Genomic DNA, 13,512 nt, shown 5'->3' with positions numbered 1-13,512 from the left:
GTGTACGCCCCCGCCCACCCCGACACGATCACCGGCACGGCGAGCCCCAACGGCAACACCCCGCGCCTGGAGGTCACCGGCGACGCCCCTGTCGCGGCGGCCGTGCCGCAGACCGGGCAACCGGGGCTGATCCTGCTCAGGCGGGTCGGCACGGTGGATCCCGCCAGCCTGGACGACTACCGGGCGACGGGCGGCTACACCGCGCTCAGGCGGGCGTTCGACCTCGGCCCCGCCGGGGTGATCCGCGAGGTGCTGGACTCCGGCCTGGTCGGCAGGGGCGGCGCGGCCTTCCCGACGGGACGCAAGTGGGACGCCACCGCCCGCCAGCCCGACCACCCGCACTACCTGGTGTGCAACGCCGACGAGAGCGAGCCCGGCACGTTCAAGGACCGGGTCATCATGGAGGGCGACCCGTACGCGCTCGTCGAGGCCATGACGATCGCCGCCTACGCCACCGGCTGCGCCAAGGGATACCTCTACATCAGGGGTGAGTATCCCCGGGCGACCGCGCGCCTCCAGCACGCGATGGCGACCGCCCGTGCCCGGGGACTGCTCGGCGACGACATCCTCGGCAAGGGCTTCTCCTTCGACATCGAGTTGCGCAGGGGCGCGGGCGCGTACATCTGCGGCGAGGAGACCGCGATCTTCAACTCGATCGAGGGGCAGCGGGGCGAGCCGCGCAGCAAGCCGCCGTTCCCGGTGGAGAAGGGCCTGTTCGGCAAGCCGACCGTGGTCAACAACGTCGAGACGCTGGTCAACGTGCTGCCGATCCTGGAGCAGGGGGCGCAGGCGTACGCGGCGGCCGAGCCCAAGCTGTTCTGCGTGTCGGGCGCGGTCGAGCGGCCCGGCGTGTACGAGCTCACCTTCGGCGCCACCCTGGGAGAGCTCATGGACCTGGCCGGGACCACCGGCACGACCAGGGCGGTGCTGCTCGGCGGCGCAGCCGGCGCGTTCGTCACCGACCTGGACATCCCGCTCACCTTCGACGGGACCAGGAACGCCGGGGCGACGCTCGGCTCCGGCGTGGTGCTCGTCATCGACGACGGCGTGGACATGAAACGGCTCCTGCTGCGCATCGCGGAGTTCTTCCGCGACGAGTCGTGCGGCCAGTGCGTGCCCTGCCGGGTGGGCACCGTACGCCAGGAGGAGGCCCTGCACCGGTTGTCGAGCCGGGTCGACCAGAGCGACCTCGTCCTGCTGCGCGAGGTCGGCCAGACCATGCGCGACGCCTCGATCTGCGGCCTCGGACAGACCGCCTGGAACGCCGTCGAATCGGCCATCGACCGCCTGGGAGTGTTCACCAAATGATCCCGCTCCAGCCACCCCGCCGGCTCATCGACGTCGAGATCGACGGCGAGGCCGTACGGGTGCCGGAAGGCTCGACCATCCTCGACGCCTGCTCCGCGGCCGGGAAGGACATCCCGACCCTCTGCTACGGCGACACCCTGACCCCGAAGAACGCCTGCCGGGTCTGCGTCGTGGAGGTGGAGGGCGCCAGGACGCTGGCGCCCGCCTGCTCCAGGAAGGCGGAGGCGGGCATGAAGGTCGGCACGGACACCGAGCGCGCCCGGCAGAGCCGCAAGGTCGTGCTGGAACTGCTCGGCTCCTCGGTGGACATGTCGACCACGCCCAGGGCGGCCGAGTGGGTCGAGGAGTACGGCGCCGACCCCACGAGGTTCGGCGACGACGCGGCCACCGTCGAGCAGCCCGCCAAGGTGGACAACGACCTCTACGTACGCGACTACAGCAAGTGCATCATGTGCTACAAGTGCGTGGACGCGTGCGGCGACCAGTGGCAGAACACCTTCGCCATCGGCGTCGCGGGCCGGGGCTTCGACACGACGATCTCCACGGAGTTCGACGCCCCGCTCACGGACTCGGCCTGCGTCTACTGCGGCAACTGCGTGGAGGTGTGCCCGACGGGCGCGCTGTCGTTCAAGACCGAGTTCGACATGCGGGCCGAGGGGACCTGGGACGAGTCGAAGCAGAGCGAGACCACGACGATCTGCAGCTACTGCGGGGTCGGCTGCAACCTGACCCTGCACGTGCAGGACAACAAGATCGTCAAGGTGACCTCGCCGCACGACAATCCGGTCACAAAGGGCAACCTGTGCGTGAAGGGCCGCTTCGGGTATGGCTATGTATGAGAAGTAAGCCACATTTGAGGGGTTCGGTCATGTCTCAGGCCCGTTCTGAGGGGACCGCTTCTGAAGGGACCGCCATGTCTCAGGCCCGTTCTGAGAGGACCGCTTCTGAGGGGACCGCCATGACTCAGGCTCGTTGTGAGAGGACCGCCGATGTCTAGGGTCGCCGTCAAGCGCCGGATCCTGCGCGTCAATGACACCGCCCGCACGCGCAAGATCGACTCGCTGGCCGCCGAGGAACCGCTGGAGATCCGGCTCGACGGGACGCCGTTGACGGTGACCATGCGGACCCCCGGCGACGACTTCGACCTGGCCGCCGGGTTCCTCGTCAGCGAGGGCGCCGTGGGCTCGCCCGACGACATCGCCACGATCCGCTACTGCGCGGGCGCGACGGTGGACGGCGGCAACACCTACAACGTCCTCGACATACGCCTGGCGCCCGGCGTCGAGGCGCCCGCCCCGCGCAACTTCTACACGACCTCCTCCTGCGGCGTCTGTGGCAAGGCGTCGCTGGAGGCGGTGCGCACGGTGGCTCGCTGGAGCGCGAGTGACGATCCTGTCGAGCTGGCGCAGTCCACTGTCGCCGGGCTGCCGGGCCGGCTGCGCATGGCCCAGCGGGTCTTCGACAGGACCGGGGGCCTGCACGCGGCCGGCCTGTTCACGGCGGACGGCGAGCCGCTGTGCGTGCGCGAGGACGTCGGCCGGCACAACGCCGTCGACAAACTGCTCGGCTGGGCGCTCAGGGAGGGGCGGCTCCCGCTGCGGAACACCGTGCTGATGGTGTCCGGCAGAGCGTCGTTCGAACTGGTGCAGAAGGCCGTCATGGGCGGGATCCCGGTGCTCGCCGCCGTTTCCGCGCCCTCGTCCCTCGCGGTCGAACTCGCCGCGGAGGAGGGGCTGACGCTCATCGGGTTCCTGCGCGGCGACTCGATGAACGTCTACACGGGAGAGCAGCGGCTCTCCCGGATACCGACCAGCCTCACCAGTTGAGGCTCGAAAACGTCACCTCGGGCGCCGGCAATGGCTCTGCCGGCGCACGACCACCGAGGTGATGACGGGATGCCGTCCGGCGCGCCTGGCCCCCAGCCCGCCGAACGGCATCCTGCGTTCATGGCCTCCACTGCGTAGAGGCGAGGCTCGTCCGCCCCTGAGGCGGTCGGTGGATTTTGACAATCGTTTTCATTTCGGCGCATACTGGCTCGTATGATTTCAGGATTTTCCCGGTCAGGTGTTGCCGGAATACTGGCCGGAGCTGCTCTGCTCGCCACCACTGCCGCCTGTGGGGCGGATGCGGCGCAGACCACCGCCGGGGACAAGCCGGCCGTGGTCGCCGCCTTCTATCCGTTGCAGTGGCTCACCGAGCAGGTCGGCGGATCCGATGTGCAGGTCACGGGACTGACCGCGCCCGGCGTCGAGCCGCACGACCTGGAGCTGGGCATCCAGCAGGTCGCCGGCATTCAGAACGCCGCGCTCACCGTGTACATCAAGGGCGTCCAGCCGGCCGTGGACGACGCGGTGGCGCAGGACACGAGCTTCGACGCGGCCACGGCGGTCACCACTCTTCCCGCGGGCGAGCACGCCGAGGAGGAGGGCCACGCCGAAGAGGAGCATGCCCACGAGGTCTCCTATGACCCGCATCTCTGGCTCGACCCCGCCCGCCTGGCCACCGTGGCCACCAAACTCGGCGAGCGGCTGGCCGCGGCCGACGCGGCGCACGCGCAGGCGTACCGCGACCGTGCCGCCAAGACGGCGGCTGCGCTGGAAGCGGTGGACAAGGAGTTCGCGGCGGGCCTCGGCACGTGCAGGACCAAGACGCTGGTCACCGCGCACGAGGCGTTCGGCTACCTCGCAGACCGCTACAGGCTCAAGCAGGTCGGCGTCACGCTCGACCCCGAGACCGAGCCGTCGCCCGCGCGGCTCTCGGAGGTGGCCAAGCTCGCCAAGGCCGAGGGCGTCACCACGATCTTCACCGAGTCCCTGGTCAGTCCGAAGGTGGCCGAGGTCCTCGCGAACCAGGTCGGCGCGAAGACCGCCGTACTCGACCCGCTCGAAAGCAAGCCCTCGGGCGACTACCTGTCCGCGATGCGCGATAACCTCAAAACCCTACAAACAGCACTGGGGTGTACGGCATGAGCGAAACGGCCTTCGCGATGACCGACGGCCGGGTCTCCTTCGATGGCAAGCCCGTCCTTCGGGGAATCGACCTGACCGTCAGTCCCGGGGAGGTCGTCGCCCTCCTGGGAGCCAACGGCTCCGGCAAGTCGACGCTGGTCCGCGCGCTGCTCGGCCTCACGCCGCTGACCGCCGGCCAGACCCTGGTGTACGGCGCCCCGCCCGGCAGGTTCCGCGACTGGTGGCGCATCGGCTACGTGCCGCAGCGACTCCAGGTCGGCGGCGGCGTGCCCGCCACCGTACGCGAGGTCGTGGCCTCGGGCCGGATCGCCAGGCAGAGCAGGCTGCGCAGGACCAGCGCGGCCGACCGGGCCGCCGTGGCAGCGGCGCTGGCCGCCGTCGGGCTGTCCGACCGGGCCAACGACCCCGTCCAGTCGCTGTCGGGCGGACAGCAGCAGCGGGTGCTCATCGCCCGCGCGCTGGCCGGGGAGCCGGACACGTACGTGATGGACGAGCCGACCGCGGGCGTCGACGCCGGCACGCAGCGCCTGCTCGCCGACACGCTGTCCGGGCTGGTGCTCGGCGGCAAGACGGTGGTGCTGGTCGCGCACGAGCTGGGCCCGCTTGAGCCGATCATCACGCGCGGCGTGGTGATCCGCGAGGGCCGCGTCGCGCACGACGGCAGGCCGCCGCGACCCGAGGGCGACTGCGCCAGGCCGGGGCACGAACACCAGCATCCGCATGCCGCCGAGCCGGCGGAAGGTCCGCTCAGCGGCTGGCCGGGCGAACCGCTCAGCGGCTGGCAGGGGGAGCCGCTCACCGGGCGGCAGGGGGAATCCAGATGATCATCGAGCTGCTTCGCGAGCCGCTCTTCCAGCTCGCGCTCATCGCGGCGCTGCTGGTGGGGTTGTGCGCGCCCGCCGTCGGGACGTTCATCGTGCAGCGCAGGCTGGCGCTGCTGGGCGACGGCATCGGGCACGTGGCGCTGACCGGCGTCGCGCTGGGGTTCCTGACCGGCACCGCGCCCGTGCTCACCGCCGTGGTCGTGGCCGTCATCGGCGCCGTGGCCATCGAGCTGGTCAGGGCGCGCGGCCGGACGAGCGGCGACGTGGCGCTGGCGCTGCTGTTCTACGGGGGGATCGCGGGCGGCGTCATGCTCATGGGGATCGCGCCAGGCGGCAGCAACGCCAAGCTCAACTCCTACCTGTTCGGCGCCATCGCCAGCGTCACGACCCAGGACATCTGGGTCATCGGCGCACTGGCCGCCGCCGTGATCGCGGTGGTCCTGATCTTCGGCAGGGAGCTGTTCGTGCTCTGCCAGGACGAGGAGATGGCCAGGGCCAGCGGCCTGCCGGTGCGCTTCCTCAGCCTGCTGATCGCGGTCACGGCCGCCCTCACGGTCGTCATAGCCATGCGGGTGGTCGGCCTGCTGCTGGTCAGCGCGTTGATGGTGATCCCGGTGGCGACCAGCCAGCAGCTCACCCGCGGCTTCAGGACCACGATGACGCTGGCCATGCTGTTCGGCGTGCTGGCCTCGGTCGGGGGGCTGCTCGCCTCGACCGTGTCGGCCAAAGTGCCCCCGGGCGCGGCGATCGTGCTTCTTGCTCTCGCCGGCTTCGTCCTGGCCCTCGGGGTCGGTAGATTCGTACGGCGAGGCCGTACCCGGGAGACAACAGTGAGCGAGCGAGCAAGTATGCGCGTCAAGGAGGTCGCATGACGACGAGACGCGATGCCGTACATGACACCCTCCGCAGGAGCGAGGGCTTTCGCAGCGCGCAGGACGTCTATGCCGAGATGCGCCTGCACGGTGCCAAGATCGGCCTGACCACCGTCTACCGCGCCCTGCAGGCGCTGGCCGACGGCGGGCAGGTCGACGTGCTGCGTACCGACGACGGCGAGTCCGTCTACCGGGCGTGCGCCAGCGACGCCCACCACCACCATCTGGTGTGCCGCAGGTGCGGCCGCACGGTCGAGGTGGCCGGGCCCGCGGTCGAGCGGTGGGCCGAGACGGTCGGCAGCGAGCACGGGTTCACCGAGATCACTCACACGGTGGAGGTCTTCGGGACGTGCTCCTCCTGCTCGGTGCCGGCCAAGGCGGGCTGAGCGCGGCGGGAGCCGTACACGACGCCCAGCACGATCACCGCGCAACCGGCGAGCTGCAACGGCGACGGGCGCTCCGCGAGTGCGAGCGCGGAGAGCGCCACGGTGGTCATGGGCTGGATGAGCAGCAGTAACGCGGTGAGCGCGGCGGGCTGCCTGGGCAGCGAGAAGGTGATCAGCGACCACCCGAGCACCTGCGGGCCGACGGCGAGGAGCAGCAGCCAGCCGTGCGCCGGCCAGCTCGGCATCAGGTCGGCGCCGCCGAACAACGGGCTGAGCAGGGCGATCGCCACGGTGGCGACCACGGTCGCATGCGCCAGCGGCTCCGCGACCCGATCCGTCCCGCCCTTCATCAGGAGCAGGAACGCCGCGTACGACACGGACGTCGCCGCTCCCGCGAGCACCCCCATGAGCGGATCGCTCCCGTAGGCGGCGCTGTCGAAGACCCCGGAGATGAGCACGACGCCCGCGAACACGACCGGCGTCCCGATCATCAGCCGGGTGGATGGCCGCTCCCTGAACAGCCCCCAGGCCGCGAACGCCACGATGAACACCTGCAGATTCCCCAGCACGGTGGCCAGCCCGGCGCCCACGTAGTCGATGGCGTGGTGCCAGAAGAGCAGGTCGAACGCGAACGCCACCCCCGCCAGCCAGGCCGGTACGAGCGTCCTGACGGACGGCGCCTTGCCCCCGCGCCGGCGGCGCTCCAGCCAGGCCAGCAGCAGTATGGGGGGCACGGCGTACGCGCAGCGGAACAACGCGGACGTGGCCGGCGATACACCTGACAGGCGCACCAGCGGGCCGGAGACGGAGATGACGAGCGCACCGACGATCGCGATCATCACGATACGCCGATGTGCACTCATGGAAACCCCCGGATGCCCGTGCAGGAGATACGCTGCGACAACGCTAGAACCCGGAGCGGACAGGAGTCAACATGGCGTTTGGCCATGACATGGTGCATTCACTGGCCACCGTTGTCGAGCTGGTCAACACCTCGCCCTCCACCGGCGGCGACGAGAGACTGGCCGACCTGGCCGAACTACGCGCCTTCGTGCGGTCCCGCCAGGTCAGCGGCATCGGCTCGCTCACGCCTCGGGACCTCATGGAGGTGCGCCGCGTACGCGAGGCCTTCCACCGCGTCTTCACCGCCGCCGACCAGCCGACGGCGGTCCGCACCCTGAACGCCCTCATCGGCGAGACCCGCATCACCCCTCGTCTCACTGAGCACGACGGCCACCCGCTGCACATGCACTACTTCGCCGCGGACGCGGCCCTGGCGGAGCACCTGGCGGCCGACTGCGGCGTGGCCCTGGCGCACCTGCTGGTGGAAGGCGAGGCCGAACGCCTGCGCACCTGTACGGCCCCCGACTGCGACCGCGTCTTCGTGGACGAGTCCCGCAACAGGTCACGCGTCTACTGCGACAGCCGCACGTGCGGCAACCGCATGCACGTGGCGGCCTACCGGGCCCGGCGCCGCGCCTAGACGGGCGCGGCGCCGCTCAGGTCCTGGTGCCGAAGTAGGTGGAGTACGTGCTCGGGGACAACATGATCAGAATCTTGTATATGTCCGATTCCTCCCGGATTCGGAAGACGACCACGATCTCCGGGTAGATCGCCTCGATGCCGAGGCTGGAGAAGTAGTAGTCGCTGTCGAAGACGATCCGGTACAGCCCGCGCGGCAGCGTCGACTCCGCCCACTTGCCGATGTTGCCCTCGCCGTCGGTCTCGGCCTTCCCGATGTCCTGCCACTGACCGTCAACCGCATGCTCCAGGCGTACGCGGAGGCCCGAGGCCGGTCGGCCGTACACCCCGTCGAGCACCTGCGCGGAGATATTCATGTGCTTCACCGTCCCAACGCTTTCTATCCTTCCGCCTTTCAACGACTATTCGCCTGACTACGTCCCCCCGTGAGATAACGAAAGGTTTCGCCCTCGGGGGGCGAAGCCCCCCGAGGGACGGTATTGATCTTGGGTGTTGTTTTTTTGGGGGTACTTGGGGGGCGAAGCCCCCCGAGGGGTGGTGTTGATCTTGGGTGTTGGCTTTTTTGGGGGGTACTTGGGGGGCGAAGCCCCCCGAGGGAGCGGTATTGATCTTGGGCTGTTGATCTTCGGGGGGCATCTGCGGCGAAGCGCCCCGAGGGTGGGTTTCCGGGGAGTTGATCTTGGGGGTGCTTGGGGAGTGAAGCCCCCGAGGGCCATGGGGGTCGGCAATTCGATGTGATATTTGACGACAAGCCGGTTTTTGTCCGTGTCGGAGCTGTGGGGCGTCTGGGTCAAGTCCGGATGTCAACGCGTTCAGCGCCAGAGTGATCCAGAACGCTCCCGCGACCCTTCATGGCGGCCGAAGAGGCATCCCTCTATGCGTTCCGCCGGGGCCGGACGGGTCCGCTCCCGCGACATCACGCCAGTGCCGCGGACGTTGTACGGATGGGCCGGCAGACGCAGATCCGGCCTCCTATCATGCCGCGGATCTGACCCCACGGAGACCCCGGGCATGGCGCGCCCGACGAGTGCCCGGAAGCCGGGGATCAATTCCCTGGTTCGGCCCGGACCCTTACACGTGGCCGGCCGCCGCGCAAACCTCGTGCGACAAGTCCGGCTCCGCGTCGTCGACAGATGGGATGAATTCCGCAAGGCGGGTTCGCGGTCCGCCGGGTATCGCTAGGCAGGCGCGATGACCATGCGTGTTCACGCCATACCAATCCCTTTGCAATGAAACCCGCCCATCCCGGACACTGCACCACTGACCAGCGAAGACGTCATATCGTCAAGACAAATCACGGCGCGTGGCGCTTCGGCCGGAGCTCCGCGCGCTACGCCTGAAGCGTTCCTCCCGTGTTCCGCGTGGGCGCCATGATCCTTGGTCGCCGGGTACAATCTGCCCCTCATCGCGCCCGCGCACGACTCGTGGCCGCTCTGACGGCGCCATCGAAAACCCCTTTGGATTCTCCCGCACCCATCGCAGGCCGTCGGCAAATGTCGGCGACTTGCGGGCTGATGACATGGGACGACAGCACGGCCGATTACCTTTCGGCAACTGGCGGGGGCCGCGCGGCGATGAGCCGATGCGGGCGGACGGGAAACCAGCGTGAATCATCCACGACAGCCGGACTTTTATATCATGACCAATTCCGCCTTAACTTCGGTCAAAGCTTCAACTAGCTTTCTATGTGACCGATAACACTAGCGCATGGGGTAGTAATGAAATCAGTCAAGACATTTCAAATTCCGGTTAAGCAAGCGTTCAATTATATTACCCGGTGGCGCGGGCTGTTCCCTCCGCGGCCGTTTCGCGATCGCCGGCCCGGCCGGGCCAAGCAAGCTCATGACGCCCTCATGAGCTCATCGTAAGATGTATGCGACAACCCTATTCAGCCGTCCGGGCAGCTATCTCGATCTTGCCCCTGACCAGGGAGAATAGCGCTCGAAAGAGAATGGATAAGGAATGGATGGAGGACGCTCTTAGCTTGGGATCACAGGCAGCCGACCGGGTGGCGGCAGGCGCCTCAAATGTTAACGCGAGGTAAAAAATGATGTGGCGTAGTATCGTGAAAAGTGGCATCGCACTCGCTCTCTCCGCAGGAATCCTCTGGGCCGGCGCCTCGGTCTCCAGCGTCTCGGCCGCACCAACGCCAAATCCCCCCGTCGGCGAGGAAGGCACCCCCTGGGACTGACGGGCACCCCCCGCACCGACCTGACGGCCGCCCCTTCTCACAAGGTCAGAGACCAAGAGGGGCGGCCTTTTCGCATTCACATGATCACGATGGGCTTCCGGACAATGGAGTACCGCCGCGGCACGAGAGGCGACCGCCGGCCGAACACATCGCGACGAAATGGTTTTTTCCTGGCTTCCAAATGCGGCGCGTTGTAGACTGCGCGAAGTAAGGGGCAATCCATTAAGCCCTCTACGCAGCCGGTCAGGGGGCCTATCCTGCGCGGATGGCGATGAAGGGCAGTTACACCAGCGGCATCGGCTGCTCGTCCGCCGGGCTCGCCGGGCTGAACGAGGAGACACGGGGTGGAGATACGGATCCTCGGCTCTCTTGAGATCATCGTTGAAGGACGGCGCCTGGACCTCGGGAGCCCCCGGCAGCAGACCGTGCTGGCGGTGCTCCTGCTCGAAGCGGGGCGCGTCGTCTCGGTCCGCCGACTCATGGAAGCCATCTACGACGACGACCCGCCCGCCACGTCGCGGGCGCAGATCCAGATCTGCATCTCCGCACTCCGGCGCCTGTTCGGGGCGTACGGATATCCCGGCATCATCACCACCGAATCCCAGGGCTACATCTTCCACTGCGACGACCAGCAGGTCGACGCGCAACGATTCCGCCGGCTCGCCGCCGAGGCGCGGGTCGCGCGTGACGAGGGGCAACTCGACGACGCCGTACACAAATACCGCGAGGCGCTCGCCCTGTGCACCGAGCCGCTGGAGGGCATCGAGAGCCGGCTGGTCCGCTCGGCGGTGACCAGGTTCGCCGAGTGGCAGATCACCATCAACGAGGACTGCATCGAGCTCGAACTCCAGCTCGGCCGGCACCGCGAGCTGGTCGCCGAGATCACCGAACTGGTCGAGAGACACCCTCTGCGCGAGCGGTTACGCGGCCAGCTCATGACCGCGCTATACCGCTCCGGGCGGCAGGCGGAGGCGTTGCAGGTCTACCAGCACACCCGCGAGACCATGATCGAACAGCTCGGGCTGGAGCCCAACGAAGGGCTGCGTCAGTTACACCAGGCGATCCTCACCTCGGACGAGAGCCTCAACGCGCCGCCTCCGCCCCCGCCCGTACGTGGATCGCCTCCCCCGGTGCCCCTGGGCATGCCGCGGCTGCTGCCGAGCGACATCGCCGATTTCACCGGCCGCGGTCAGCAGGTGGAGCTGATCCGGCGGCTGCTGACCTCCGACCGTTCTCAGCTCGCCGTGCCCGTCGTCGCCATCTCCGGCAAGCCCGGCGTGGGCAAGACCGCCCTCGCCGTACACACCTCACACCTGATCGCCGACCAGTTCCCCGACGGCCAGCTCTTCGCCGACCTGCACGGCGCCGCGTCGCCCACGATCCACCCCAAGCAGGTGCTCGAACGCTTCCTGCGCGCCCTCGGGATGCCGGGCACGGAGATACCCGACGGCCTGGAGGAACGGGCCGAGGTCTACCGCACGATGCTGTCCAGCCGCCGCATGCTGATCGTGCTCGACGACGTCGGCACAGAGAGCCAGGTGCTCCCGCTGGTGCCTGGCTACCCGGGCTGCGCCGTCATCGTCACCAGCCGCAGCCGCCTGGTCGGACTGCCCGGCGCCATGCCCGTCGAGATCAAGACGTTCGACTCCCAGCAGTCGATCAACCTGCTCAAGCGCATCGCCGGCAGCGCCCGCATCCAGGCCGGCCCGGAGCCCGCCGCGGCGCTGGCACAGCTCTGCGGCCACCTCCCGCTGGCGCTGCGCATCGCGGGCGCGCGGCTCGCCGCCCGGCCCAACTGGACGATCGACCACCTGGTGGAGCGGCTCGCCGACGAGGCGCGGCGGCTCGACGAGCTCAGGTACGGAGAAATGGGGATCAGGGCGAGCCTGGCCCTGACGTACGAGAGCATGAGCGAACCGGCCCGCCGCCTGCTCCGGCGGCTCGCCATCCTCGACTTCACCCACTACTCGGGGTGGACCGCGGCCGCGCTGCTCGACGTGCCGCTCAGCGCGGCCGAGGACCTGCTCGACGACCTGTCAGACGCCCAGTTGATCGAGATCTCCGATACGGAGGACGGGCAGGCCCGGTACCACCTGCACGAGCTGACCCGGGTGTTCGCGCGGGAGCGGGTGGCCGCCGAAGAGTCTCCTGCGGAGCGCAAGGACGAGATCACCAGGGTGCTCAGCGCCCTGCTCACCCTGGCCCAGCAGGCGCACAGCCTGGAGTACGGCGGCGACTACGTACAGGTGCACAGCGCCGCGCCGCGCTGGCCGGCCACGCCCGAGCAGATGGAGACCATCATCGGGATCCCGATGCAGTGGTTCGAGCGCGAGCGCACGACGCTGGTGTCCGCCATCCGGCAGGCCGCCCGTGCCGGGCTGGTCGAGCTGTGCTGGGACCTGGCGCTCACCTCGGTGACCCTGTTCGAGGCGCGCATCTACTACGACGACTGGCGGCTGACCCACGAGGTCGCCCTGGAGGCCGCCCGTCAGGCGGGGGACGTGCGCGGACAGGCGGCCATGCTCTACTCCCTCGGCTCGCTGCTGAGCGCCGAGCAGCGCTTCCACGACGCCCGGCGCTGCTTCGAGTCGGCGGCCGAGATGTTCCAAGCCGAAGGCAACTCCCAGGGGGAGGCGCTGGCGATCCGCGACCTGGCGTTCCTGGACCGGATGTACGGCCGGCTCTCCACCGCCGAGGCCGGCTACCGGCGGGCACTGAAGATCTTCCACGCCACCGAGGACCTGGCCGCCGCGGCGTTCGTCCTGCACAGCCTGGCCAGGACGCGACTGGAGTCGGGCGACCCCGAGGAGGCCAAGCGGCTGCTCGACGAGGCGCTGCGGCTCAGCCGTGCGGCCGGGAGCAAGCGGGTCGAGGCGCAGGTGCTGTGCTGGCTCGGTGACGCGCACCTGCACGCGGGCGAGTTCTCCTGCGCCGTCGACGCGCTCCAGCTGTCGCTGACGATGGTGCGGGCGATGGGCGACCCCATCGGAGAGGCGTACGCGTTGTACGAGCTGGCGATCGCGCGCGTACGTTGCGGCGAGTTGTCCGACGCGGCCACCGCGCTCGCACAGTGCCTCGAACTGGCGAGCACGACCCGGTCGCGGCTGGCGGAGGTCAAGGGATTCACCGGGCTGAGCGAGCTCGCCTCCGCCCGGGGGGAGACGGACAAGGCCATCCACCACCTGGACCAGGCCCTGGCCCTCTGCAGGAAGATCCACGCCCCCCTGTACGAGGTCCGGGTCCTCACCCAGCTCAGCGAGGCCCACACCATCGCCGGCGACCAGGCCGCAGCCGAACGCGCCCTCGCCGAGGCCCTGTCCCTGGCCGCCGAAATGGACCCCGTAGTCCAATCCCAAATCCGAAGCTGCAAGCCGTGAAGCCGGACTCGTCCGCCCGACGAAGTTCGGCCATGAACTCATCTATTCAGGTCGTTCCAGAGGCGTTGTTCTTCCGGGGTTGGGGGGACGAGGTGTTCGGGGT

At 69.0% G+C, this 13,512-nt stretch carries 11 protein-coding genes; 9 read left to right on the top strand and 2 right to left on the bottom strand.

From position 1 onward, the window contains the following. The 7 genes from ITP53_RS47535 to ITP53_RS47505 form a co-directional block, all read left to right on the top strand. Positions 1–1,308: complex I 51 kDa subunit family protein (locus ITP53_RS47535; protein WP_195902074.1), on the top strand; the 1,308-nt coding region annotated here is incomplete at its 5' end. Beyond that, positions 1,305–2,147 (top strand): 2Fe-2S iron-sulfur cluster-binding protein, encoded by an 843-nt coding sequence (locus tag ITP53_RS47530; RefSeq protein WP_195902073.1) that lies wholly within the window; start codon positions 1,305–1,307, stop codon positions 2,145–2,147. The genes ITP53_RS47535 and ITP53_RS47530, both read left to right, overlap by 4 nt. 150 nt (positions 2,148–2,297) lie before the next feature. Further along, complete coding sequence (fdhD, locus tag ITP53_RS47525; RefSeq protein WP_195902072.1) at positions 2,298–3,134, top strand: formate dehydrogenase accessory sulfurtransferase FdhD; 837 nt, start codon at positions 2,298–2,300, stop codon at positions 3,132–3,134. A 213-nt stretch (positions 3,135–3,347) separates the two neighbouring features. Continuing rightward, positions 3,348–4,277 (top strand): metal ABC transporter substrate-binding protein, encoded by a 930-nt coding sequence (locus ITP53_RS47520; protein WP_195902071.1) that lies wholly within the window; start codon positions 3,348–3,350, stop codon positions 4,275–4,277. After that, positions 4,274–5,101 carry a metal ABC transporter ATP-binding protein gene (locus tag ITP53_RS47515; protein ID WP_195902070.1) on the top strand — a complete coding sequence of 276 codons (828 nt, stop codon included), beginning with the start codon at positions 4,274–4,276 and terminating at the stop codon, positions 5,099–5,101. The genes ITP53_RS47520 and ITP53_RS47515 overlap by 4 nt, the downstream gene beginning before the upstream one ends. Then, positions 5,101–5,973 carry a metal ABC transporter permease gene (locus tag ITP53_RS47510; protein WP_195902075.1) on the top strand — a complete coding sequence of 291 codons (873 nt, stop codon included), beginning with the start codon at positions 5,101–5,103 and terminating at the stop codon, positions 5,971–5,973. Before ITP53_RS47515 ends, ITP53_RS47510 begins: the two co-directional genes overlap by 1 nt. Further along, a complete protein-coding gene (locus ITP53_RS47505) occupies positions 5,970–6,359 on the top strand; it encodes a Fur family transcriptional regulator (RefSeq protein WP_195902069.1) in 390 nt (129 codons plus the stop codon). Before ITP53_RS47510 ends, ITP53_RS47505 begins: the two co-directional genes overlap by 4 nt. Here ITP53_RS47505 and ITP53_RS47500 read toward each other — a convergent pair. Then, a complete protein-coding gene (locus ITP53_RS47500; RefSeq protein WP_195902068.1) occupies positions 6,299–7,222 on the bottom strand; it encodes a DMT family transporter in 924 nt (307 codons plus the stop codon). The two genes, ITP53_RS47505 and ITP53_RS47500, sit on opposite strands and share 61 nt — an antisense overlap. Positions 7,223–7,293: 71 nt before the next feature. Here ITP53_RS47500 and ITP53_RS47495 point away from each other — a divergent pair, with 71 nt between their 5' ends. After that, the gene (locus ITP53_RS47495; RefSeq protein ID WP_195902067.1) at positions 7,294–7,842 is read left to right on the top strand and encodes a CGNR zinc finger domain-containing protein; all 549 of its coding nucleotides are present in this window, start codon (positions 7,294–7,296) and stop codon (positions 7,840–7,842) included. A 16-nt stretch (positions 7,843–7,858) separates the two neighbouring features. Here ITP53_RS47495 and ITP53_RS47490 read toward each other — a convergent pair whose 3' ends face one another. Further along, on the bottom strand, positions 7,859–8,197 hold the full coding sequence (locus ITP53_RS47490; protein WP_195902066.1) for a hydroxyisourate hydrolase: 339 nt from the start codon (positions 8,195–8,197) through the stop codon (positions 7,859–7,861). A 2,179-nt stretch (positions 8,198–10,376) separates the two neighbouring features. Between ITP53_RS47490 and ITP53_RS47485 the strand changes: the two genes are divergently transcribed. Next, positions 10,377–13,409 (top strand): AfsR/SARP family transcriptional regulator, encoded by a 3,033-nt coding sequence (locus ITP53_RS47485; protein ID WP_195902065.1) that lies wholly within the window; start codon positions 10,377–10,379, stop codon positions 13,407–13,409. The last annotated feature ends 103 nt before the right edge of the window (positions 13,410–13,512 follow it).

It is taken from the genome of Nonomuraea cypriaca, assembly GCF_015645445.1.
GTDB classification, from domain to species: domain Bacteria; phylum Actinomycetota; class Actinomycetes; order Streptosporangiales; family Streptosporangiaceae; genus Nonomuraea; species Nonomuraea cypriaca.
This window is presented reverse-complemented; position numbering and strand designations above follow the sequence as displayed.

Coding starts and splice junctions, on each gene's coding strand:
- ITP53_RS47490 (WP_195902066.1), bottom strand. CDS start 8,197: ATGAATATCTCCGCGCAGGTGCTCGACGGGGTGTACGGCCGACCGGCC.
- ITP53_RS47505 (WP_195902069.1), top strand. CDS start 5,970: ATGACGACGAGACGCGATGCCGTACATGACACCCTCCGCAGGAGCGAG.
- ITP53_RS47500 (WP_195902068.1), bottom strand. CDS start 7,222: ATGAGTGCACATCGGCGTATCGTGATGATCGCGATCGTCGGTGCGCTC.
- fdhD (WP_195902072.1), top strand. CDS start 2,298: ATGTCTAGGGTCGCCGTCAAGCGCCGGATCCTGCGCGTCAATGACACC.
- ITP53_RS47520 (WP_195902071.1), top strand. CDS start 3,348: ATGATTTCAGGATTTTCCCGGTCAGGTGTTGCCGGAATACTGGCCGGA.
- ITP53_RS47495 (WP_195902067.1), top strand. CDS start 7,294: ATGGCGTTTGGCCATGACATGGTGCATTCACTGGCCACCGTTGTCGAG.
- ITP53_RS47530 (WP_195902073.1), top strand. CDS start 1,305: ATGATCCCGCTCCAGCCACCCCGCCGGCTCATCGACGTCGAGATCGAC.
- ITP53_RS47515 (WP_195902070.1), top strand. CDS start 4,274: ATGAGCGAAACGGCCTTCGCGATGACCGACGGCCGGGTCTCCTTCGAT.